This is a genomic window from Kribbella sp. NPDC006257, assembly GCF_040613535.1.
GTDB lineage: Bacteria > Actinomycetota > Actinomycetes > Propionibacteriales > Kribbellaceae > Kribbella.
In genome coordinates this window covers 167,972-189,157 of record NZ_JBEXSJ010000011.1, presented here as the reverse complement: position 1 = coordinate 189,157, position 21,186 = coordinate 167,972, and the positions used below count along the sequence as shown (strand labels likewise).

Here is a 21,186-nt window from a genome sequence, read left to right as displayed (position 1 = left end):
CATCTGTGACAGTGGTGAGGATCGGACGGCGGAAAGAGCGCCGCCCGAAAGACGAAGAGGGTCGGATGACCCTGCGCGAGCACATCATCGAGCTCCGCAACAGGCTCGTCATCAGTGTGCTCGCGATCGTGGTCTGTACGGTGATCGGCTGGTTCATCTACGACCAGGCCTTCCACCTCCTCACGGCGCCGTTCAAGTCGAGCGTGCGCCAGCTGGACCCGACCGGTAAGCCGCCGGAACTGATCCTCGGCGGGGTCGGCGACGCGCTGACCTTCCGGATCAAGATCTCGGCGCTGTTCGGGTTGCTGCTGGCCGCGCCGGTCTGGCTCTACCAGCTGTGGGCGTTCATCGCGCCCGGCCTGCACCGCAGCGAGAAGAAGTGGGCGATCCTGTTCGCCTCGATCGCGGCGCCGCTGTTCGCCGGCGGCATGGCGGTCGCGTACTGGACGCTGCCGAAGGGCATCGCGATCCTGATCAGCTTCACGCCCGAATCGGTGCAGAACCTGATCGACCTGCCGCACTACCTGGACTTCGTGATCCGGACCATGCTGGTCTTCGGGATCGCGTTCCTGATCCCGTTGGTGGTCGTGCTGCTGAACATGGTCGGGATCGTGCCGGCCTCGGTGCTCGGCAAGTTCCGGCCGTACATCATCTTGGTGATCTTCGTCTTCGCGGCGGTCGCCACCCCGTCCGGTGATCCGTTCACGATGTGTCTGCTGGCCATCCCGATGTGCCTGCTGTTCTTCGTCGCCGAAGTGATCTGCCGGATCAACGACAAGCGCCGCTCGCGCAAGACCGAGGAACTGCTGGCCGACTGATGAGCCGACACATCGCCCTGGTGGTCAACCCCACCAGCGGCCGGGGCCTCGGCGCCCGGGTCGCGCCCGTCGTCCGGCAGCGCCTGGAATCGGCGGGGCTGAGCGTCACGCAGTACGAGACGGCCTGCGCCGAGGACGTCGGCCGGATCTCCGCCGAGGTGATCGCGTCCGGTGCCGACGCGGTGGGCCTGGTCGGCGGGGACGGCACGATCCATCTCGGTGCGCAGGTGCTGGCGAAGTCGGGGATGCCGTTCGGCGTGATCCCGGCGGGGACCGGGAACGACTTCGCGCGCGGGATCGGCGTACCGCTGAAAGATCCGGTCGCGGCGGCCGACCTGATCGCCGGCGGGCGGACCCGGTCGGTCGACCTCGCGGTGGCCAAGGACGAATTCATCACGACGGTGGTGGCCGGCGGCTTCGATTCGCTGGTGAACAAGCGCGCGAACGCGATGAGCTGGCCGAAGGGCAATTCGCGGTACACGCTGGCGACGCTGGCGGAGCTGCGGACGTTCAAGCCGCTCTCGTACGTCGTGACGGTCGACGGCGAGGTGATCGAGACGGACGCGATGCTGGTCGCCGTCGGCACCGGTCCGACGTACGGCGGCGGACTGCAGATCTGCGCCGGCGCCGAGATCGACGACGGACTCCTCGACATCACCATCATCAAGCCGGTCTCCCGGCTCACCCTGCTCCAGATGTTCCCGAAGCTCGCCAAGGGGACCCACGTCGGCCACCCGATGCTGCAAACCCTCCGCGGCCGCGCCGTCCGCCTGGAGTCCCCCACGGTCACCGCGTACGCCGACGGCGAGATCCTCGGGCCCCTCCCGGTCGACATCACCATCGCCCCAGGCGCCCTCACCGTCTTCGCCTGAGCCTCTCAATCACGGTAAGAATCTGTGTGATCCCTTTTCGTGACGGGAATTGTCTGATAGGAAAGCTTCCTAACAGATAACTCTCGACGCCCCTCGAAGGAGAGATCGTGCTCAACCGCCCCCGCAAGACCAGCACGAAGTTGGCCGCAGTCCTGATCGGCTTCGCCGTCGTCGCTACTCCCGCCTACGCGATGGCTTCACCGTTCACGCCGCACACCGACGTCGCCCACCAGGTGATGAAGGTCCAGGCGACCGGTCTCGACGACCCGGCCAAGAAGGAAATCGCGATGAAGATCGTCTCCAGCGCGGAGAACTCCTCGCTGGACTGGAAGGCGCAGTACAAGTACATCGAGGACATCGACGACGGCCGCGGCTACACGGCCGGCATCATCGGGTTCTGCTCCGGGACCGGCGACATGCTCGACCTGGTCAAGCTGTACAAGGCCCGCAAGCCCGGCAACGTGCTCGAGAAGTACCTGCCGGCACTCGAGCGTGTCAACGGCACCGACGGACACTCCGGTCTCGACCCGAACTTCACCAGGGACTGGAAGACCGCGGCGAACGACTCCGTCTTCAAGGCTGCCCAGGACTCCGAGCGCGACCGGGTCTACTTCAACCCGGCCGTCTCCCAAGGTAAGTCCGACGGCGTCGGCACCCTCGGCCAGTTCACGTACTACGACGCGATCGTCATGCACGGCGACGGCGACGACTCGACCAGCTTCCGCAACATCCGCAAGCGCGCCCTGGCCAAGGCCAAGCCGCCGTCGCAGGGTGGCAACGAGACCACCTGGCTGAACGCCTTCCTCGACGCCCGCGTCTGGGCGATGAAGCAGGAGGAGGCGCACAGCGACACCAGCCGGGTCGACACCGCCCAGCGCGTCTTCCTCCGCAACGGCAACCTCAACCTCAACACCCCCCTCGACTGGAAGGTCTACGGCGACAGCTACCACATCGGCTGACCCCCACCCCAACCCTCGCACCCCACCTGTCCCGGGGTGCGAGGGTTTCCGTTGCCTCAGGAAGTGGTGGGCTTGGACATGGCATTACTTGTTCAAGCCCCCGGTTACGTGTTCAAGCCTCTGTCGGTGGATAGGTTCGTGGAATGGCGAGCAGGCGACGGGTGGGGGAGAAGGTCTCGGGGGATTCTGCGCGGCGGGTTGCGTTGGGGGCTCAGGGGTTTGGGGTGCGGCGGGCTGGTGGGAAGGTGGGGGTGCGGGAGATCAGGCGGGTGGTTGATCGGGTCGGCGTGTTGCAGGTGGACTCGGTCAATGTGCTTACGCGGTCGCATTACCTGCCGTTGTTTGCGCGGCTCGGGGGATATGAGCGGGAAAGGCTGGATCGGCTCTGCTGGGGTGAGAAGCGGGAGCTGTTCGAGTATTTCTGGGGGCACAAGGCGGCCCTGATCCCGCTGAGTAGCTACCGGTTGCTGCGCTGGCGGATGCGGGCGGCCGAGCGGCAGGACTGGAGTGATCCGGACGTCACCGCACCCTGGTCGGTCGTGGTCGGGATGCAACGGCTGAACGAGGAGCGGCCCGGGTACGTCGGCCAGGTGCTGAAGCTGGTCGAGGAACGCGGGCCGATCTCGGCGGGTGAGGCCAGCCCGGACGGCGTACGGCGTAAGTCGACCGACCCGCATCCCGATCCGAGCACCGGCACGATGTGGAACTGGCAGGACGCCAAGATCGCCATCGAGTACCTGTTCTGCACCGGCCGGGTGACGATCGCCGGCCGCCGCAACTTCGAGCGCCTCTACGACCTGACCGAACGCGTCCTCCCGGAAGCCGTCCTCGAAGCCCCCGAACTCACCGCCGACGAGGCCCGCCGCGAACTCGTCAAACTCTCGGCCAAGGCCCTCGGTATCGCCACCGCAAAAGACCTCTGCGGCGCGCGAGGCTACTTCCCGTTGCCCTCGGCAACCGCCAGGCCCATCATCAGCGACCTGGTCGACACCGGCGAGCTCATCCCGGTCCAGGTCGAAGGCATCCCTCAGCAGAGCTACCTCGCCGTCGGCGCCGAGGACCACCCGATCGACGCCCGCGCCCTGCTCTCACCCTTCGACACCCTGATCTGGAACCGCGACCGCACCGAACGACTCTTCGACTTCTTCTACCGGATCAGCATCTACACCCCTGCCGCACAACGCATTCACGGGTACTACGTACTGCCGTTCCTCCTCGGCGATCGACTCGTCGCCCGCGTCGACCTCAAAGCCGACCGCCAGAACTCCGCCCTCCTGGTCCCCACCGTCACCCCCGAACCAGGCGCCAAGAACCTCGCCGAGCCAATGGCAGCCGAATTCACCAAGATGGCCGATTGGCTCAACCTCGACCGGGTCCAGGTGACCGCCTCCAGCAAACTCGGCCGCGCCCTGTCCGAGCTCACTAGGGGCTGAGCAACGGTCAGGCGAAAGTGTCGACTGTCGCAACCTCCGGCTGACTCTGTACTACGACGTCGGGCTGCCGATCGATGACCGGCAGGAGCCGGTCGAGCCAGCGGGGGATCCACCAGTTGGCTGTACCCAGCAGGGTCATTGCCGCCGGCACCAGAATCATCCGGACGACGGTCGCGTCGATGAAGATGGCGACGGCCAGGCCGAGACCGAACATCTTCGCCGACGGGTCGGTGCTCAGCACGAAGCCGAGGAAGACAGAGACCATGATCAGCGCGGCCGACGTGATCAGTCGCCCGGTGGTGGCGATGCCGTGCACGACCGAACCGGTGCTGTCGCCGCTGACGACATACTCCTCCCGCACGCGCGACAGCAGAAACACCTCGTAGTCCATCGAGAGCCCGAACAGGATCGCGAACATGAACATCGGGATGAACGGCACGATGGGAACGGTCGTCTCCAGCCCGATCAGGCCGGCACACCACCCCCACTGGAACACCATCACCATGATCCCGAACGAGGCGCCGATGCTGAGCAGGTTCATCAGCGCCGCCTTGAGCGGTACGAGAATCGAGCGGAAGACCAGGATCAGCAGCAGGACCGACATCAGGATCACGGCGCCGACGAACAGTGGGAGTCGATCACCGACCTTGGCACCGACATCGGCGAAGCTCGCGGTCGGTCCACCGACATGTGCGGTCGCCGGGCTGCCGCGTAGTACGGAGGGAAAGACGTCGGAGCGGAGTCGCCGGATCGTTTCGACGGTGGCGTCGGCCTGGGGTCCCGTGGTCGGGAACGCGAGGATGGTCGCCAGGCCGGTGGTCAGCTCGGCGGGCGCGACCGCCGCGATGCCGCGATCGGCCTTGATGGCATCGGCCAGCGGCTGGACGACGCCCGGGTCCCGGGTGGTGTCCACGGCGATCACCAACGGGCCGTTGATGCCCGGACCGAAGCCTTGGGCAACGAGGTCGTAGGCGCGGCGCTCGGTCCTGGTTTCGGGCAGCGAACCCTCGTCGGGTGAGCCGACCCGCAGCGCCAGCACCGGCGCGGCGAGGGCCAGCAGAGCGATGCTCGCGCCGACGAGATAGGCCACGGCGTTCCTGGAGACGTGCCGGGCCCAACGCTGCCAGCCTTCGGTGCGCGGCCGGGCGAGGTGCCGTACGCCGAGGCGGTTGATCCAGTGCCCGGACAGACCCAGGAACGCGGGCAACAAGGTGATCGAGGCAACGACCATGATCAGCACGACGACCGAGACGGCGATCCCGCCCGCGGTCATGAACGGTACGCCGGCGACCGCCAGACCGAGGATCGCGATCACCACCGTGCCACCGGCGAAGACCACGGCCTGTCCGGCGGTGGCGACCGCCCGGCCGACCGACTCCTGCACGGTCAGCCCTTGGGCGAGGTATTCGCGGTGCCGGGTGACGAGGAACAACGCGTAGTCGATCCCCACCCCGAGGCCGACCATGCTGCCGATCACCGGTGCCCAGCTGGGAACGTCGATCAGGTAGCTGATCAAGGACATCGAGCTGATGCCGAGCGCGAGCCCGAACAGCGCCAGCCCGATCGGCAACCCCATCGCGATCAGCGATCCGAACGTCACCAGCAGGATGACGACGGCAACCAGCAAGCCGAGCCCTTCGCCGATCCCCGTCCCGGGCTGCTCGAAGGCGAAGAACAGTTCGCCGCCCAACTCGACCCGCAGGCCGGGATGACCTGTACCGGCGAAGTCCTTGAGCCTCGCCAGGTCGGCCGGGCCGAGTTTGTCCTGTACGGCGTACTGAAGGCGGATCACCGCGACGTGGCCATCCGGCGAGATCGCCGGTTCGCTGACGCCGACCACGTTGGGCAACCGGGCGGCTCCGGCCTCGAGATCGGCCAACGAGCGGAATCCTGTACTGCGGTCGGTCGGCGTGATCACCATTTGCGCGGTCATTCCGGCGTGATCCGAGCGGCTGAGCAGGTCGGCCGCCTGTTGCGAATCGAGTCCCGGTGCGCCCATCGAATCCTCGAGTTTCTGGCCGAAGGCGCCGGCGGCGGCGACCACGAGCAGCGCGACGACGAGCCAGGTACCGATCACCGTCCACGGCCGACGGGCGGCGTACCGGCCCAGTGTGTAAAGAGCGTGCGACATCATCGGTGGTCTCCTTCAGAGCCCGGTTGGCAGGTGGCCTCAGCCTGGCGAGATCCGGGCCTGCGAACCTCGGGAGAAGGGCCGGACTTCACCTGGCCAAGTGGCTGACCAGTGAGCCGTACTTTGGGCCGATCCGCGGCGCGCTCGAGTTGTCTACTGTGAGGTCATGTTGCTGAAGAACGCGATCCGCTCACTGTGGGCAGAACCGCGTGCACAGCAGCCGCCGAAGCGCGTGTGGCGGGATTGGTTGCTTGCTGCCTTGCTGGTGTCGACGGCCCTCCTCGAAGGCATCTTCCGGACTGATGTGGTCTGGCGGCCGGTTGCCGTCGTGCTCGCCGTACTGCTCGGCGTCGCCATGTTGTGGCGGCGTACGCACCCGCTCGCGGTGGTCGCTGCCGTGTTCGGTTCGTTCGTTGTGCTCGACCTCGCCAGCCTGCTCAGCGGCGTTGGGTCAGTGGGGCTGTACACGGCGGTCAGCGCAGTGCTCTTGCCGTACGCGCTGTTCCGCTGGGCGTCCGGGCGGGAGATCGCGATCGGCTCAGGGTTCATCCTGACCGCGCTGTTCCTCGGGCTGTTCGTCGACACCACGGGGCTCGGCGAGTCGATCGCCGGGAGCATGTTCCTGCTCTTCCCGGCGACGCTCGGTGCTGCGATTCGCTACTGGTCGACGGCCCGGCTGCGGGAATTCGATCAGGTCCGGCTCCGCGAGCGCGAGCAACTGGCTCGCGAACTGCACGACACGGTCGCCCACCACGTGTCGGCGATCGCGATCCGGGCCCAGGCCGGCCGGGTCGTCGCCGCGACCGATCCGTCGGCGGCGCTCGACGCGCTGATCATCATCGAGACCGAGGCCTCCCGGACGCTCGCCGAGATGCGCACGATGGTCGCGGGTCTCCGGGCGGATGAGACGGCCGCCCTCGCTCCACAGCCGGGATTGGCTGATCTCGAGCGCCTGGCCCGTAGCACCGGAATGTTGGTCGAGGTCGATCTCTCGGGCAATCTTGAGGACCTCGTCCCTTCGGTCGGGGCAGCCATCTACCGGATAGCTCAGGAGTCGATCACGAACGCCGTCCGCCATGCCCGCGCCGCGACGCGGATCGACGTACGGGTGGCGGGAGAGAGCGATGTCGTGCGGTTGACCGTCCGCGACGACGGGTCGCCGGGGCCGGCAGGGTCGCCCGGATACGGGCTGGTCGGGATGACCGAGCGGGCCACGCTGCTCGGCGGCTCCTTCGAAGCGGGGCCGGGGCCGGACCGCGGCTGGGTCGTCGAGGCGGTGTTGCCGCGATGATCCGGGTGCTGGTCGCCGACGACCAGGAGCTCGTCCGGACCGGGCTGACGATGATCCTCTCCGCCCAACCCGACATCGAGGTGGTCGGTCAGGCTGTCGACGGCCTGGAGGCGGTCGAGCTCGCCCGCCGGCTGCGCCCGGACGTCTGCCTGTTCGACATCCGGATGCCCGGGATGGACGGCATCGCGGCCACCCGCGAACTCGCCGGGCCGCAGGTGGAGGACCCGCTGGCGATCGTGGTGATCACCACCTTCGACGAGGACGAATACGTCCACGGCGCGCTGAAGGCCGGCGCCCGCGGCTTCCTGCTCAAAGGCGCCGGGACCGATCTCCTGGTCCAGGCCATCCACGCCGCCGCCAACGGCGACGCCCTGATCGCCCCGAACATCACCGCTCGTCTCCTGGCGGCCTTCTCCGACACCCGCCTCGGCCGACCACCCGTTCAACCGCTCGAGCCCCTCACCACCCGCGAAGAAGAAATCCTCCGCACCGTCGCCCAGGGTCGCACCAACTCCGAGATCGCCACCGACCTGCACATCAGCCTCAGCACCGTCAAAACCCACCTCACCAGCATCATGACCAAACTCAACGCCCGAAACCGGGTAGAACTGGTCATGTGGGCCTACGAAACCCACCGGGTCCACCGCTGACCCAGCCTGTTCGCCGTGGGGGGAAGGGGTTCTGGGGGTGGGGGCAGATAGATTGGGGGACATGAGCACCCCGTCCGAGAAGTATGCCGTTTTCCGCTCGGACCAGGAGCACCCCGCAGTGAAGGAGTTCCGGGAGCTGTACGACTTCCGGCTGGACGACTTCCAATTGCGGGCGTGTGCCGCGCTCGAGGACGGTCACCAGGTGCTGGTCGCGGCGCCGACCGGGTCCGGGAAGACGCTGGTCGGGGAGTTCGCCGTCCACCTCGCGCTCCAGCGCGGGCAGAAGTGCTTCTACACCACCCCGATCAAGGCACTGAGCAACCAGAAGTACAGCGACCTCGTACGCCGGTACGGCAGCGACAACGTCGGCCTGCTCACCGGCGACAACTCGATCAACTCCGAGGCGCCGATCGTCGTGATGACGACCGAGGTGCTCCGGAACATGCTGTACGCCGCCTCGCAGACCCTCCTCGGCCTGTCGTACGTCGTGATGGACGAGGTGCACTACCTCGCCGACCGGGCCCGCGGCGCCGTCTGGGAAGAGGTGATCATCCACCTCCCCGATTCGGTAGCCGTGGTGTCGCTGTCCGCGACCGTGAGCAACGCCGAGGAGTTCGGCGACTGGCTCGAGACGGTCCGCGGCAACACCGTCGTCGTCCTGGAGGAGAAGCGCCCGGTCCCGCTCTTCCAGCACGTGATGGTCGGCAAACGCCTGCACGACCTGTTCGCGGGCGAGGCGCCGACCGCGCGCGCCGGCCAAGCGCAGTACGGGCCGCAGTCACGATCAGGCAACCCCGCCAAAGCCAACCAGCCGGGCAGCACCGATCTGAAAGACCTGGTCAACCCGCAGCTGGTCCGGATCGCCCGCGACGACAACCGGATCTTCCGCGACGACTCCCGCAAGCCGCGTCGTCGCCGTGACCTGCCGAAGCAGCGGCCGCCGAAGTCGCATTTCACGCCGTACCGGTCGGATGTGGTGGAGGAACTCGACGCGGGCGCCCTGCTGCCGGCGATCTACTTCATCTTCTCGCGCAAGGGTTGCGAGGACGCGATGTTGCAGTGCCTGCGCTCCGGCCTGCGGCTGACCAAGCCGAGCGAGCAGGCCGAGATCAAGCGGGTGCTCGCCGAGCGGATGGTGGATCTGCCGGACGAGGACCTCGGCGTCCTGGGCTACCACGACTTCGCCGAAGCGCTCAGCCGCGGGATCGCCGCGCACCACGCCGGCATGCTCGCGGCCTTCAAGGAGGTCGTCGAGGAGCTGTTCGCGCGCGGCCTGATCAAGGTCGTCTTCGCCACCGAGACCCTTGCCCTCGGCATCAACATGCCGGCCCGCACGGTCGTGCTGGAGAAGCTGAGCAAGTGGAACGGCGAGGCCCACGTCGACATCACGCCGGGGGAGTACACGCAGCTCACCGGCCGCGCCGGGCGCCGCGGCATCGACGTCGAGGGGCACGCGGTCGTCCTCTGGCAGCCGGGCTTCGACCCGCGCGCCGTGGCCGGCCTGGCGAGCACCCGGACGTATCCGCTCCGCTCGTCGTTCTCCCCGTCGTACAACATGGCCGTCAACCTGGTCCGTCAGGTCGGCAGGTCCAGGGCGAGAGACATGCTGGAGCTGTCGTTCGCGCAGTTCCAGTCCGACCAGGCCGTCGTCGGGCTGGCTCGTCAGGTGCAGCGCAACACCGAGGCGCTCGAGGGGTACAAGGAGTCCATCAACTGCCACCTCGGCGACTTCCTCGAGTACGCCGCGCTGCGCCGCCGGATCGGTGATCGCGAGTCGTCCGGTTCGAAGCGGCGCAAGCTGGACCGCCGGGTCGAGGCGCAGGAGTCGCTGGAGAAGCTGCGGATCGGTGACATCATCCGGATCCCGGCCGGCCGGAGTGCGGGCTGGGCGCTCGTCCTCGACCCCGGTGTCCGGTCCGAGCGCGAAGGTCCGCGGCCGACCGTGCTCACGCTCGACCGCCAGGTGCGGAAGCTGTCGATGATCGACTTTCCGACCCCGGTCGACGCGATCAGCAGCCTCCGCGTGCCGAAGAAGTTCAACGCGCGCAACCCGCAGCAACGGCGCGAACTCGCCCACGTACTCCGCGGCCGGACCGACATGCTCGGCGAAGAAGGCCCGCCGTCGTCGCGTAGCCGCAACGGTGACGTCGTCACGCACGCGGACGATCCGGAGCTCCAGCAGATGCGGGCCGAACTGCGCGCGCACCCCTGCCACGGCTGCTCCGATCGCGAGGACCACGCCCGTTGGGCCGAGCGGTACTTCCGGCTGGACCGGGAGAATCGCGATGTCCAGCGCAAGATCGAGCAGCGGACGAACACCATTGCCCGCCAGTTCGACCGGGTCTGCCAGGTGCTCGACGCGCTGCACTACCTTGAAGGCGACAAGACCACCGAGGCCGGCGACCGGCTGTCGCGGATCTACACCGAGCTCGACCTGGTGGCCGCCGAGTGTCTGCGCGTCGGGGTGTTCGACGACCTCGACGTACCGGAGCTTGCCGCCTGCCTTGCCGCGCTCGTCTACGAGTCGCGGTCGAAGGACGAGCCGACGTCGCCGCGGTTGCCGCGCGGCGAGGTGCGCCCGGCGCTGGAGCAGATGGGCCTGATCTGGCGCGAACTCTCTGCGCTGGAACGCGATATGCGGGTCGACTTCCTGCGCCCGATGGACCTCGGCTTCTGCTGGGCCGCGTTCCGCTGGGCTTCGGGCGCCTCGCTGGCCGAGGTTCTCTACGAGTCGGATCTGGCGGCGGGCGACTTCGTTCGCTGGGTCAAGCAGCTCATCGACCTGACCGAGCAGGTGGCCGATGCGGCCGGTCCGACGCCGCTGCGCAAGACGGCCCGCGCGGTCACCGAGCAGATCCGCCGCGGCGTCATCGCCTATGCCTCGGTGGTCGACGAACCGGACAGTTAGACGAGAACCGTTACTGACCCGATCCTCCTGTAGATAAAAGGCTTCGTCTTCATCTCCAGGAGGATCATTCAGTGGAACTGTCGCGCCGCACCCTTGGCAAGTTCGCCGTCGCTGCCGGAGCATCCGCAGTCGTCGGTACTACGGTCGCCCGGTCCGCCGGTGCTGACACGACGTGGCGCGCCAGCGGCACCGCGGTACCGGCGCTGGCCGGGTTCGACAATGAGCTGAAGAGCTTCATGCAGGCGCGCGGGGTGACAGCCGGGCAGATCGCGGTCACCTACAAGGGTCGCCTGGTGCTTGCCCGCGGCTACAGCACGTCCAGCACGTTGGACGTCCAGCCCACCTCGCTGTTTCGCGTTGCCAGCTTGACGAAATCGTTCACTGCCGCGGCCATCCTCAAGCTCGTCCAGGATGGGAAGCTGAGCCTGACGACGCCGGTGACGTCGATCCTCACGTTCACCCCGCCGGCCGGGCAGACCGTTGATCCGCGGCTGAAGACGGTCACGATCAAGCGGCTCCTGCAGCATCTCGGCGGCTGGGATCGGGACGTCTCCGGCGACCCCCTCGGCATGGACGGAACGATCTCCCAGGCGCTCGGCGTACCGATGGAGCTGAAGCATGCCGACCTGATCAAGTTCATGGCGGGCCGGGCGCTCGACAACGCGCCTGGGACCAAGGTTGCCTACTCGAACTTCGGCTACCTGCTTGCCGGCCGGGTGATCGAGAAGGTGTCCGGCCTGAGCTACTCGACGTACGTGCAACAGAAGTTGCTCACGCCGCTGAAGATCACCCGGATGAAGCCTGGGCAGACGCTCGTGAAGCAGACCGGTGAGGTGCCGTACGAGTCGCAGTACACGGGGCGCACGGTGCTGGACAACTCGGGCAAGGTCGTCCCCGCGCCGTACGGATCGTTCAGCATGCGCCTCCACGATGCCAACGGTGGCTGGCTCTCGAGCGCACCTGATCTGGTGCGCTGGGCAAGGATGTTCGACGCGCCGTCCAGTGTCCTGAACAGCACGTCGCTGGCGAGCGTCTGGGCGAAGCCGGAGACCGGCATTCAAGATGGTTGGTACTACGGAATGGGCTGGCAGGTTCGCCCGGTGACGGGCGGCACCGGTCGCAACACCTGGCACACCGGCAGCCTGCCGGGCACCTTCACGCTGCTCGTCCGTACCTACAACGGGATGAGCTGGGCCGCCCTGTTCAACCGGCGTGACGACGCCAGCGGCAAGTCGTACGGCGACATCGACCAGGCCATGTGGAACGCAGCCGCCACCGTCAGGACCTGGCCCACCAACGACCTGTTCCCCAAGTACTTCCCGGCTTAATACATCAGCGCGCGGAAGTGCGGATCGGTGGTCCGGTCCTCGCCGACCATTGCGGCGAGAACGTTGCGCACAGCATCGATCGCGGCATCGCCATGCGTCTTGCGGAGGCGGCGCTCGTACGACTGGTGGAACTTCCGCGCAGTCGAGAGCGCCGCCTCACCGCGTTCCGACAGGTGCAGCAGCCGCGCCCGTCCGTCTGTCGGATCAGGCTTCCGTACGACGTATCCCCGGCGCTCCATGTCGTCGATGATCTGCCCGGCGCCCTGTTTGCTGATGCCGAGTCGCTCGGCCAGCGCGCTGATCGTCATCGGTGTCGCACCGAGGGTCCGGAAGACGAACCCGTCCGAACGGCCCTGCTCGTCGAAGCCCTGCGCCGCCATCGAGGCCCGGAGTTCGCGGACGAACTCCTGGTCGGCCAGCACCAGCAGGATTCCGAAATCGGGGTTGCGCGAAGCGGTCATGTCCTCCATGATAGACAAGTCAAGTTGAACAAGTCAGCTTGTCTAAATTTCGAGGGGGACAGATGCAGATCATTCGTGCGACCGATGCACCGAAGTTCCAGCTTCCGGGAGTCGAGTTCACCGTGCTCGCCGCGCCCAGCAGTGGTTCGGCCGGCCTGTGCACCTGGCGGCTGTCGGTCGATGTCGGGGTGGACAACGAAGAGCCGCACACCGTCGACCGCGACGAGGTGTTCATGGTGCTGTCGGGCACCGTCCGGGTGACCAAGGACGGTGACAAGCTCGGCCCGGGCGACGCGATCGTCGTACTGGCCGGGGAGCCGATCCAGCTCGCCAACCTCGGCGAGACCAAGGCAGAGCTCTACGTTGCCGTCACTGCAGGCTTCACCGGCACGATGGCCGACGGCAGCACCGTCCAGCCGCCGTGGGCTCAGTAGGTGTTGCAGTAGGTCGCGGTCAGCAGCGGCGCAGGGGAGCTGTGTAGGTCGTCTTGCTGGCGGTGGCTACGTAGTAGTCGGTGACGTAGCTGCCGTCAGTCAGCCGGTCCCACACCGACGTAGTACCGACCTTGGTCCCCGGCGCCTGACAGGTGATCCAGGCAAGCGCGCCGGCGTTGAGCGCGCCGAGCACGGCGTACGACGTACCGGGGCCGCTCCGCCTGCTCAAGCCGGCTGTCTTGGTCTGGAACGGCAGACTGCAGCCAGGGATCGGTGCGCTGTACGTCGTGTTGGACGGCGTGTTCACGTAGTAGTCGCTGACGTAGCCTCCGACGATCAGTTTGTTCCAAACCGTCGTCGTGCCCACCTTGGTGCCGTAGGTCTGGCAGGACACCCACACTGTCGACCCACTCGGATAAGTGGCGACTACCGGGTACGCCGTGGTCGGGCCACTGCGGGCGGTCAGAGTGGCCGTTGTCTGGTAGGCAAACCCGACTGAACCGACCGGTGCGTCGAACCGGTCGTTGTCGATGTTCAGAGTGACTCCGCCGTACGTCTCGGTGTGATCACCCCTGTACTGCTTGGCCCGCTGGCCGACGCTCCAGTAGAGATTGGAGACGGTCGGCCAGTTGATCAGTGATGCGTTCAGGTCCCACCGGGCGATCCAGATTGCATCCGGTCGGGCGTAGGCGGTGGAGTTGTAGACCTGTGCGAGTTGAAGCGCACCGGAGTCCTGGTGTGCGTACACGCCGGCCAGGAAGCCGCGCCGGTGCAGCTCCTTGGTCCACCAGGTCAGGTAGCTGAGCACTGTCGATTTGCAGCTCGTGTTGTTGACGTCGTAGTGCTCCATGTCGTTGTAGATCGCGCTGCCTGCTAGTAGGCCGAGTGCTCTGGCTTTGTTGAAGGCATCGGTGGCAGCAGCCGTTCCCTGCGTCCCGGGAGCGCTCGCTGAGATCTTCTGAGATGTCGTCCTGGTACTGCAGGGTGCCTGCAGGCCGATGTAGATGGGGATCAGCTTCCAGCCCATCCTGGTCACGCTGCTGACCCAGCTCGCGGTGAGCTGCGGCTGCGCGCAACTACGGTTCACGCCGCCGATGTAGATGCCGATCGCCTTGTACGGAGACGCCTTCCACGCGGTCATCTGGGCGACGGTCGGCGCCGTACAGGTGTCGAACGCCAACCCGACGTACCGGTTCGAGACCGAGCCACTCGGAAACACGAGCGTCGTCGTCGGTTCTGCTCCGGCCGGCACCGCACCGCTCAGCAGGAGCGCTCCGGCCGCCAACCCCACTGCAACCTTGATGGAAAACACTGCCCCCACCCCCTGCCGCTAAGTAGACGCCGGTTCGACGCCTTTGCCTAGAGGCTGTCTGAGGCGTCGGGCAGTATGTGGTCTGGAGAGGGAGGAACCATGGTGGAACCGACGATTGTCGAGCGGGACGAGCAGCCGTACGTCGCGCTGCGGGGCAAGGTGCCGATGGACGGGATCGCGGCCTTCGCGGACCGGATGCACGAGGTGATCGGCTGGATCGCCGCCCGCAACATCGAGCCGGTGGGTGCGCCGTTCTTCAAGTACGACGTGGTCGACATGGATGAAGGTCTGGTGATGGAGATCGGCTTCCCGATCGAGGAGCGCCACAGCGGCGAGGAAGAAATCGTCGGCGGCGTCCTCCCGGCCGGGCGCTACGCCGGCGTGACCCATCACGGCCATCCCGACGGCCTCCTCGGCGCCACCCGCGACCTGCTCGCCTGGGCCGAGAAGGAGGGCCTCGAATGGGACGCCAACGGCAACAACTGGACCTGCCGCCTGGAGGTCTACAAATCCGACCCGCGTGAGGTCCCTGACATGAACGACTGGGAGACCGAACTCCTCTTCCGCCTCTGCGACTAACCCGGTGGCGAGGAGGGGATCCCGGCCGTAGGGTTGCCGGAATGTCGACCTGGAGTACGCCTGAGCGAGTTGTGCCGCCGAACAATCCTGTCGACGAGCGGGCCGCACTCGAGGATCGGCTTGAGTTTCAGCGCACGACCCTGCTGATGAAGTGTGGCGGGCTGACGCCGGAGCAACTGGCGCTGCGATCCGTGCCGCCGTCGCCGCTCTCGCTGCTGGGCCTGGTGAGGCACCTGTCTGGCGTCGAGGCCTGGTTCCACGAGTACGACGACCTGCCGGATCACCAGTATTTCTGGGACTACGCGCCAGGCTCGACGGGAGGCAGCGCCGACGTCGACATCGCCCACGCCGACGACGACCTGGCGAGCTACCTGGCCAGCGTCGCCCGCTCACGAGCAGCAGTAGCCGGCCTCAGCCTCGACGAAGTCAGCCCCGGCGAGGACTACACCCTCCGCTGGATCTACCTCCACCTGATCGAGGAATACGCCCGCCACAACGGCCACGCCGACTTCCTCCGCGAAAGAATCGACGGCACCACCGGCGAATAGCTCGCTGCTCCCCTGCGTCAGCATCCGCACGCCTCCAACGCGAGCCCTCACCCGTTGCGGACGAAGCCCAGCTCGTTGCCATCCGGGTCCGCAATGGTGAACTTTCGTGTCCCGTACGGCGTATCGAAAAGCGGCTCGACGACCACAGCCGCCTCCCGCACCTGCTCCCAGAGCGCGTCCGGATCGTCCGCCGTGAAGTTGAACCGCCCACCTCGCCCGTCAGCCTCCATCACCGCGAACGTCGCACCACCCTGCGCCTTGAAATGCGCGTAATTCGGCACGTCCGGCGGCCAGTACGCCTCGACCTCAAACCCCAGCACCGTCGTGTACCACTCGACGGCAGCCTTCAGATCAGCCACGTTCGCCCGCACATGCTCAAGCCGAGTCCCAACCATCCCCCGACCCTGCCACACGCCATGGACAGGTGGGGCCAACGATCCTGACAGAAGGTGAGGGCTCGGGATACCCGTGCGCCCATCTGCATGCGCTCGGCCAGCGCCCGGTGCTGTGCGTGGTGTCCCGATCGACAGGAGATGGTTGGGCTGCGTTTGCGGGTGCACGCTCAGGTGGGTGGGGATGGGGATGGCGTGCGGGGGATTTCGGGGCGGGGGAGTCTCGGTAGGTGGAAAGTTTCCGAATTTGGTGAGGGGTGGGAAATTTCTGATATGGGGAGTACAAAGAAGTGCTGTAGGTCTTACCGCCCCTAGGCCTGGAGGTACTTCATGGACGTCATGTACGGACTTGTCGGCGAGGCATCGTGGTTCTGTTGCGGGAACGCATGGGGACCCTGCGCGAGCACCGGGACCGGTGCTTGTGGGACGTGTCATTCGGGCAATTTTCAGCACGCCTGGACGAACACTTCGGACGCCTGTTACTCGATCACGCGGCCGGACAACTGCGGGATCACCGGGGTGTCCCGCAGGACGTGCGGGTTCCGGCATGCGACGACGCACCTGTGCACCGGCGCACGGGTGGTCACGTCGATCGCGGACTGTGGACCGCGGACGCGGTCGTTCTGTGGTGAGCGGGCTTGCTGCGGAGGGACGTGTGCGTCGAACCGGGTCATCGATCTGACCCCGGCGGCGTTCAGCCGGATCGCGAGTCTCAACTCCGGTCTGATCCCAGCCGGCATCGATGTGGGATGAGGTGAGCTGAGATGACTTCCACGATGGATCGCCGTGCTCTGCTCACCCGCGCCGCCCTGGGTGCGACCGGCCTGGTCGCGGCCAGTGCGATGGGCTCGCTCGCCCCGGAGGCCGCCTTCGCAGCGTCACCCCAACTGCCGGATCCGGGTGCGCCGGATCCCAACTTCGCCGAAGGCCTGATCACCGGCCGCAACCAGGATCTCCTGCAGGTGCAGGGATCCGACGGCCGGCTGCACAAGATCCAGCTGACCGGCGTCACCAGCATCTGGAAGCTGCAGCCGACCACGATCGACCAGGCGAGGATCGGCGACGGACTGTACGCCCGCGGCGTCAAGATGCCGAACGGCGTCCTGGCGGCGGAATCGGTCTGGCTCAACATCGTCAACCTGGACGTGATGATCAACTCGATCAGCCGCACCGGGCTGAACCTGGATCACTTCGGCCAGAAGATCTTCGGGCACCTGCGGCAAGGGATCACCGCGGCCGTCTACAACGGCACACCGGCGATCTCGGACCTGTCGTTGCTGAAGGTCGGCCGGCATGTTCAGGTGATCGGTGCCTGGCGCCCCGGCACGAGCGAGATCGACATCGCGACGATCTACGCGGCGAGCTGACCGGGAGGCCGCGATGTTCGCACAGCAAGTGGCGACCGCCCAGCCACTACTGATCGGACTGCTTCTCCTCTGTACGTCGTACGGCAAGCTGACGAACCCAGGGGAAGCAGAGAAGACCGCCCTCCCGAAGCTTGTCGGCGAGAAACGGGCCGTGCCCGCCTACCGCGCCGTCGGTGTCGTCGAGGCGATCCTGGCCCTGGCCCTTCTGAGTCCACCCGCCTGGACTGCAGAGGTGCTCGCCGCAACCGCACTCGGTCTCGGTTTCACCGGCTACCTGGTTTACGCCAAGGTCGTCGTACCTGAGGCGTCCTGTGGTTGCGCAGGCAAGTCGGCCAAACCTGTCGGCTACCGCTCGATCTCGCGCGCATTGTTGCTAACAGCAACAGCAGCGGTCACGCTGACGACCAACCAAGGATGGTGGTCGGCCGGACCGGCCGCGGCCGTCCTGATCGCCGAAGCGGCCTTGTTCGTGGCGCTGTCGCCCGAGCTCGACCGCTACTGGCTCCTACCCCTTCGACGGCTGCGCGTCCGGCTCAGCCACCCACTCGCTGGTACGGCGAGCAACGCTGTACCGCTCGCTGCCACCCAGCGCCGCCTGGTCAATAGCCCCGCCTATCGCGCGGTGACCGGACTGCTCAGGTCCGACATCCGTGACTACTGGGACGAAGAGGACTGGCGGTTCGTCAGCTACACCGCCCGGTACGACGGTCGCCCGGCGACTGCCGTTTTCGCCGTACCGCACGGCGATTCGGCACCGGAGACCGTCCGGGTCGCCGTCGTCGACGAGTCGTCGGGACAAACCCTCTACCGCCCTGCGCTCCTGAGCATGGCCAGCTAGCCGACCCAGCCCTCGCGGAGCTGACCGAACAACTCCGCGAGGGCTAGGCGGCGACCGGAAGTAGAAGGTCTCTGAGGGAGCGGGCTGCGATGAAGCCGGCCCGGTTCCCGCCGATGGTGCTGGCTGACGGGCCGTAGCCGATCAGGTGTACACGTGGGTCCAAGACTGTGTGCGTGCTGTCCATCCGGATCCCTCCGGAAGGCTCGCGGAGATGGAGCGGAGCGAGGTGAGCCAGGTCGGCGCGGAAGCCGGTCGCCCACAGGACCGCGTCAACTTCCTCCGCACGGCCGTCTGGCCACACCACCCCGGTGGGAGTGATCCGCTCGAACATCGGCAGCCGGGTGTAAACACCACGCCGGTACGCCGCTTGCTCCTGTTCACGGAGTTGCAGCCCAGTCACACTCACCACGCTCTGCGGAGGCAGCCCTGCGCGGACCCGTTCCTCCACCTTGGCGATGATCTTCCGTCCGAGTTCCGGCCCGAACTCGCCGTCAGTACGCCACTCGGGTGGCCGGCGCGTGACCCACGTCGTACGGGCGACCTCGGAGATCTCCGCGAGGAGCTGGACAGCAGAAGCGCCACCGCCGACAACAAGCACGTGTTTGCCCGCAAACTCCGAGGCTCCGTTGTAGTCAGCAGTGTGAAGTTGCCGACCAGTGAAGGTCTCGATCCCCGGATACCAAGGCACGAACGGCCGATCCCACGTGCCGGTCGCGTTGACGATCGCCTCCGCGCGATAGCTGTCATGCTCGGTCCGCACCAGATAGCCGTCACCATCACGCTGCACGCTCTCCACACTCACCGGCCGAACCACCGGCAGGTCGAACCGAGTCTCGTAGTCAGCGAAGTACCGCGGCACGAACTCGTTCGCGCGTTCGTCGCCGGCACTGGCCGGTACTGCGACGCCCGGCAGGTTCGCGATTCCGTGCACGTCGTGCATGGTCAGCGAGTCCCAGCGATGCTGCCACGCTCCACCCGGTGCCGGATTGCGATCGAGGACCACCACCCCGGCGTACGGGCTGAATCCCATTCTGACCAGGTGGTACGCGGCCGACAGTCCCGCTTGGCCGGCGCCGATTACCACTACCTGGGTCGTCTTCACAGGTAAGTTCAACGTCTGAAACAGGCCGGGATCTTCCCGCGCACGTTGCTACGGTGATGAGTCAGCGCAGGAGGGGAGAGGTTGCATGGTGCAGTTTCGTTCGGCTGGACCGGGAGATGCCGACTGGGTGGCGATGCTGCACGCGGACAGTTGGCGACGCCACTACCGCGGTGCGTTCGCCGACTCGTTCCTCGATGGAGACCTCGAAACTGAGCGCCGAGCGGTTTGGTCGTCGCGACTTGCCGCGCCCGAAGGTACTGCGACCATCGTTGCCGAGGAAGGCGAGCAATTGGTCGGCTTCGTCCACGTCGAGTTCGACGCGGATCCGAAGTGGGGGAGTCTGGTCGACAACCTGCACGTTCGGCACGACCAGCGCCGTACGGGCGTCGGCAGGCAACTGCTCGCCCGGGCCGGACAGGCGGCCGCCGACCAGGCGAGCAGCGACTCGATCTACCTGTGGGTCCTCCAGCAGAACACCGCTGCGCAGCAGTTCTATCTGGCCGTCGGAGCCACCTGCGTCGAGACCGCGCCGGTGTCACCACCGGGCGGAGACCCGGCCCGCCTCAATGGCGCACCCGACAGCCTCCGCATGGCCTGGTCCGACGTCAACCAGCTGGCCGGGACGTCAGCCGGCTGATCGATCAGTCCCAGCTGTTGTCGATGCGCCGGTGGTACCGCTGTCCAGCCTTGCCGCCGACGATCGCCGCGAGCAGCGTCACCACCAGCAGCGCGGCAGCGGCGATCACGCCACCGGTCGTCAGATCAGCGTCCGAGATCGGCACCGACGGCAGATCCAGGCGATTGACCAAGTCGTACTGCGAATCGGCCAGCACCCCGAGCCCCACGGCGATCAGTACGACGACCAGCCCGATCGCCCACACGCCGAAGGCCTGCCGAGCCCCGTCGAACCGGGCCAGTCGACCGGCGACGTACCCGCCGTTGTAGCAGGCGATCGCGAGCATCACGATGACCACCGCGGCAGTCGCGATCGCGATGACGCCGGCGTGCGCATCGAAGGTGCTCCGCTCGAACGTGACCGCATAGTCGACGGCGGCCGCGACGGCAACGAGGATCCCGGTGATCAGCACGGTCAGCCCGACCGCGATCAGCCATCCGAAGAACGCGGCTCCGCCCTTGAACCCGCGATACGCCGGATCGACCTCGGCCTCGCTGGCGATCTTCACATCCGCCCGGTGTGCAGCGCGCCGCTCTTCTTCCGGCTGGTAGTCCGGTACTGCAGCAACCGGCTCGTGAACTACGGTGCGTTCCATGTCAGCCTCTCCTCACAAGACGGCCCCGTCTTGTAACTCCCTGTACCCCAGGGCACGGCCGCACATGCGTCAGTCGAGCAGAGCGTCGATCTTGTCGTGGTAGCGCTGACCCGTCTTGCCTCCGAGCAATGCGGCGAGTAGGGGCAGCATCAGGACTGCTGCAGCGGTGATGAGCCCGCCGGTGAGCAGACTGTCGTTGGTGAGCGGCACATCCGGCCGATCCACCCGCCCAGCCAGGTCGTACTGACTGTTCAGGAACGCACCAGCGCCGGCAGCGACCATCACCAGCAGTAGCGAGATCATCCAGACCCCGAACCCTTGCCGCGCTCCGTCGAACCGTGCCAGCCGTCCAGCGACGTAGCCGCCGATATAGAAGGCAAGACTCAGCACCAGTACGAAGACAGGCAGCGGCAGTGATGGCTGCTGGGCCTGCCTGCTCCTTGGCGTCGGCTTTGGTGTGGTCCAGAACAGAGCTGGCGCCGGCACCGAGTC

General features: G+C 66.8%; 22 protein-coding genes. 14 read left to right on the top strand and 8 right to left on the bottom strand.

Features of this window, described 5'->3' with window-relative positions; genetic code table 11:
• Positions 1 to 65 precede the first annotated feature (65 nt).
• The 4 genes from tatC to ABZ004_RS16235 all read left to right on the top strand — a co-directional run bounded on the left by tatC (position 66) and on the right by ABZ004_RS16235 (position 4,082).
• Entirely contained in the window at positions 66 to 818 is a 753-nt protein-coding gene (gene tatC, locus ABZ004_RS16250) for a twin-arginine translocase subunit TatC (RefSeq protein WP_355680651.1), read from the top strand.
• Positions 818 to 1,690 carry a YegS/Rv2252/BmrU family lipid kinase gene (locus ABZ004_RS16245; RefSeq protein ID WP_355680650.1) on the top strand — a complete coding sequence of 291 codons (873 nt, stop codon included), beginning with the start codon at positions 818 to 820 and terminating at the stop codon, positions 1,688 to 1,690. Before tatC ends, ABZ004_RS16245 begins: the two co-directional genes overlap by 1 nt.
• A gap of 107 nt (positions 1,691 to 1,797) precedes the next feature.
• Positions 1,798 to 2,649, top strand: coding sequence for a chitosanase (locus ABZ004_RS16240; protein ID WP_355680649.1), 852 nt, complete (start codon positions 1,798 to 1,800; stop codon positions 2,647 to 2,649).
• Positions 2,650 to 2,900: 251 nt separating this feature from the next.
• Positions 2,901 to 4,082 (top strand): crosslink repair DNA glycosylase YcaQ family protein, encoded by a 1,182-nt coding sequence (locus tag ABZ004_RS16235; RefSeq protein ID WP_355680648.1) that lies wholly within the window; start codon positions 2,901 to 2,903, stop codon positions 4,080 to 4,082.
• A gap of 7 nt (positions 4,083 to 4,089) precedes the next feature.
• Here the strand turns inward: ABZ004_RS16235 and ABZ004_RS16230 are convergent, their stop codons facing one another.
• Positions 4,090 to 6,213, bottom strand: coding sequence for an MMPL family transporter (locus ABZ004_RS16230; protein WP_355680647.1), 2,124 nt, complete (start codon positions 6,211 to 6,213; stop codon positions 4,090 to 4,092).
• A 166-nt stretch (positions 6,214 to 6,379) separates the two neighbouring features.
• Between ABZ004_RS16230 and ABZ004_RS16225 the strand changes: the two genes are divergently transcribed.
• From ABZ004_RS16225 to ABZ004_RS16210, 4 genes are all read left to right on the top strand, one after another.
• On the top strand, positions 6,380 to 7,504 hold the full coding sequence (locus tag ABZ004_RS16225) for a sensor histidine kinase (RefSeq protein ID WP_355680646.1): 1,125 nt from the start codon (positions 6,380 to 6,382) through the stop codon (positions 7,502 to 7,504).
• Positions 7,501 to 8,154: a response regulator transcription factor gene (locus ABZ004_RS16220; protein ID WP_355680645.1), complete on the top strand. Its 654-nt coding sequence runs from the start codon at positions 7,501 to 7,503 to the stop codon at positions 8,152 to 8,154. The genes ABZ004_RS16225 and ABZ004_RS16220 overlap by 4 nt, the downstream gene beginning before the upstream one ends.
• 61 nt (positions 8,155 to 8,215) lie before the next feature.
• Positions 8,216 to 11,062 (top strand): DEAD/DEAH box helicase, encoded by a 2,847-nt coding sequence (locus tag ABZ004_RS16215; protein WP_355680644.1) that lies wholly within the window; start codon positions 8,216 to 8,218, stop codon positions 11,060 to 11,062.
• Between the two features lie 71 nt (positions 11,063 to 11,133).
• Positions 11,134 to 12,390 (top strand): serine hydrolase domain-containing protein, encoded by a 1,257-nt coding sequence (locus ABZ004_RS16210; protein WP_355680643.1) that lies wholly within the window; start codon positions 11,134 to 11,136, stop codon positions 12,388 to 12,390.
• Here ABZ004_RS16210 and ABZ004_RS16205 read toward each other — a convergent pair.
• Positions 12,387 to 12,851 carry a MarR family transcriptional regulator gene (locus ABZ004_RS16205; RefSeq protein WP_355680642.1) on the bottom strand — a complete coding sequence of 155 codons (465 nt, stop codon included), beginning with the start codon at positions 12,849 to 12,851 and terminating at the stop codon, positions 12,387 to 12,389. The genes ABZ004_RS16210 and ABZ004_RS16205 overlap by 4 nt on opposite strands.
• Positions 12,852 to 12,913: 62 nt before the next feature.
• Between ABZ004_RS16205 and ABZ004_RS16200 the strand changes: the two genes are divergently transcribed.
• The gene (locus tag ABZ004_RS16200) at positions 12,914 to 13,285 is read left to right on the top strand and encodes a cupin domain-containing protein (RefSeq protein ID WP_355680641.1); all 372 of its coding nucleotides are present in this window, start codon (positions 12,914 to 12,916) and stop codon (positions 13,283 to 13,285) included.
• A 19-nt stretch (positions 13,286 to 13,304) separates the two neighbouring features.
• Here the strand turns inward: ABZ004_RS16200 and ABZ004_RS16195 are convergent, their stop codons facing one another.
• Complete coding sequence (locus ABZ004_RS16195) at positions 13,305 to 14,597, bottom strand: glycoside hydrolase domain-containing protein (RefSeq protein ID WP_355680640.1); 1,293 nt, start codon at positions 14,595 to 14,597, stop codon at positions 13,305 to 13,307.
• Positions 14,598 to 14,696: 99 nt separating this feature from the next.
• Between ABZ004_RS16195 and ABZ004_RS16190 the strand changes: the two genes are divergently transcribed.
• Complete coding sequence (locus ABZ004_RS16190; RefSeq protein ID WP_355680639.1) at positions 14,697 to 15,176, top strand: GyrI-like domain-containing protein; 480 nt, start codon at positions 14,697 to 14,699, stop codon at positions 15,174 to 15,176.
• Positions 15,177 to 15,217: 41 nt separating this feature from the next.
• On the top strand, positions 15,218 to 15,724 hold the full coding sequence (locus ABZ004_RS16185; protein WP_355680638.1) for a DinB family protein: 507 nt from the start codon (positions 15,218 to 15,220) through the stop codon (positions 15,722 to 15,724).
• Positions 15,725 to 15,771: 47 nt separating this feature from the next.
• On the opposite strand, the gene ABZ004_RS16180 is transcribed toward ABZ004_RS16185, so the two are convergent.
• Both ABZ004_RS16180 and ABZ004_RS16175 read right to left on the bottom strand, forming a co-directional pair.
• Positions 15,772 to 16,119 (bottom strand): VOC family protein, encoded by a 348-nt coding sequence (locus ABZ004_RS16180; protein WP_355680637.1) that lies wholly within the window; start codon positions 16,117 to 16,119, stop codon positions 15,772 to 15,774.
• A gap of 476 nt (positions 16,120 to 16,595) precedes the next feature.
• Positions 16,596 to 16,790, bottom strand: a complete 195-nt coding sequence (locus tag ABZ004_RS16175) for a hypothetical protein (protein ID WP_355680636.1) — start codon at positions 16,788 to 16,790, stop codon at positions 16,596 to 16,598.
• A gap of 90 nt (positions 16,791 to 16,880) precedes the next feature.
• Here ABZ004_RS16175 and ABZ004_RS16170 point away from each other — a divergent pair, with 90 nt between their 5' ends.
• Complete coding sequence (locus tag ABZ004_RS16170) at positions 16,881 to 17,483, top strand: cell wall protein (RefSeq protein WP_355680635.1); 603 nt, start codon at positions 16,881 to 16,883, stop codon at positions 17,481 to 17,483.
• A 13-nt stretch (positions 17,484 to 17,496) separates the two neighbouring features.
• Positions 17,497 to 18,321, top strand: a complete 825-nt coding sequence (locus ABZ004_RS16165) for a MauE/DoxX family redox-associated membrane protein (protein WP_355680634.1) — start codon at positions 17,497 to 17,499, stop codon at positions 18,319 to 18,321.
• Between the two features lie 43 nt (positions 18,322 to 18,364).
• On the opposite strand, the gene ABZ004_RS16160 is transcribed toward ABZ004_RS16165, so the two are convergent.
• The gene (locus ABZ004_RS16160) at positions 18,365 to 19,423 is read right to left on the bottom strand and encodes an FAD-dependent oxidoreductase (RefSeq protein ID WP_355680633.1); all 1,059 of its coding nucleotides are present in this window, start codon (positions 19,421 to 19,423) and stop codon (positions 18,365 to 18,367) included.
• Between the two features lie 85 nt (positions 19,424 to 19,508).
• On the opposite strand from ABZ004_RS16160, the gene ABZ004_RS16155 reads away from it, so the two are divergent.
• Positions 19,509 to 20,060 (top strand): GNAT family N-acetyltransferase, encoded by a 552-nt coding sequence (locus ABZ004_RS16155; protein ID WP_355680632.1) that lies wholly within the window; start codon positions 19,509 to 19,511, stop codon positions 20,058 to 20,060.
• 4 nt (positions 20,061 to 20,064) lie between these two features.
• On the opposite strand, the gene ABZ004_RS16150 is transcribed toward ABZ004_RS16155, so the two are convergent.
• Complete coding sequence (locus ABZ004_RS16150) at positions 20,065 to 20,694, bottom strand: hypothetical protein (RefSeq protein WP_355680631.1); 630 nt, start codon at positions 20,692 to 20,694, stop codon at positions 20,065 to 20,067.
• Between the two features lie 69 nt (positions 20,695 to 20,763).
• Positions 20,764 to 21,180, bottom strand: a complete 417-nt coding sequence (locus ABZ004_RS16145; RefSeq protein WP_355680630.1) for a hypothetical protein — start codon at positions 21,178 to 21,180, stop codon at positions 20,764 to 20,766.
• Positions 21,181 to 21,186: the final 6 nt, after the last annotated feature.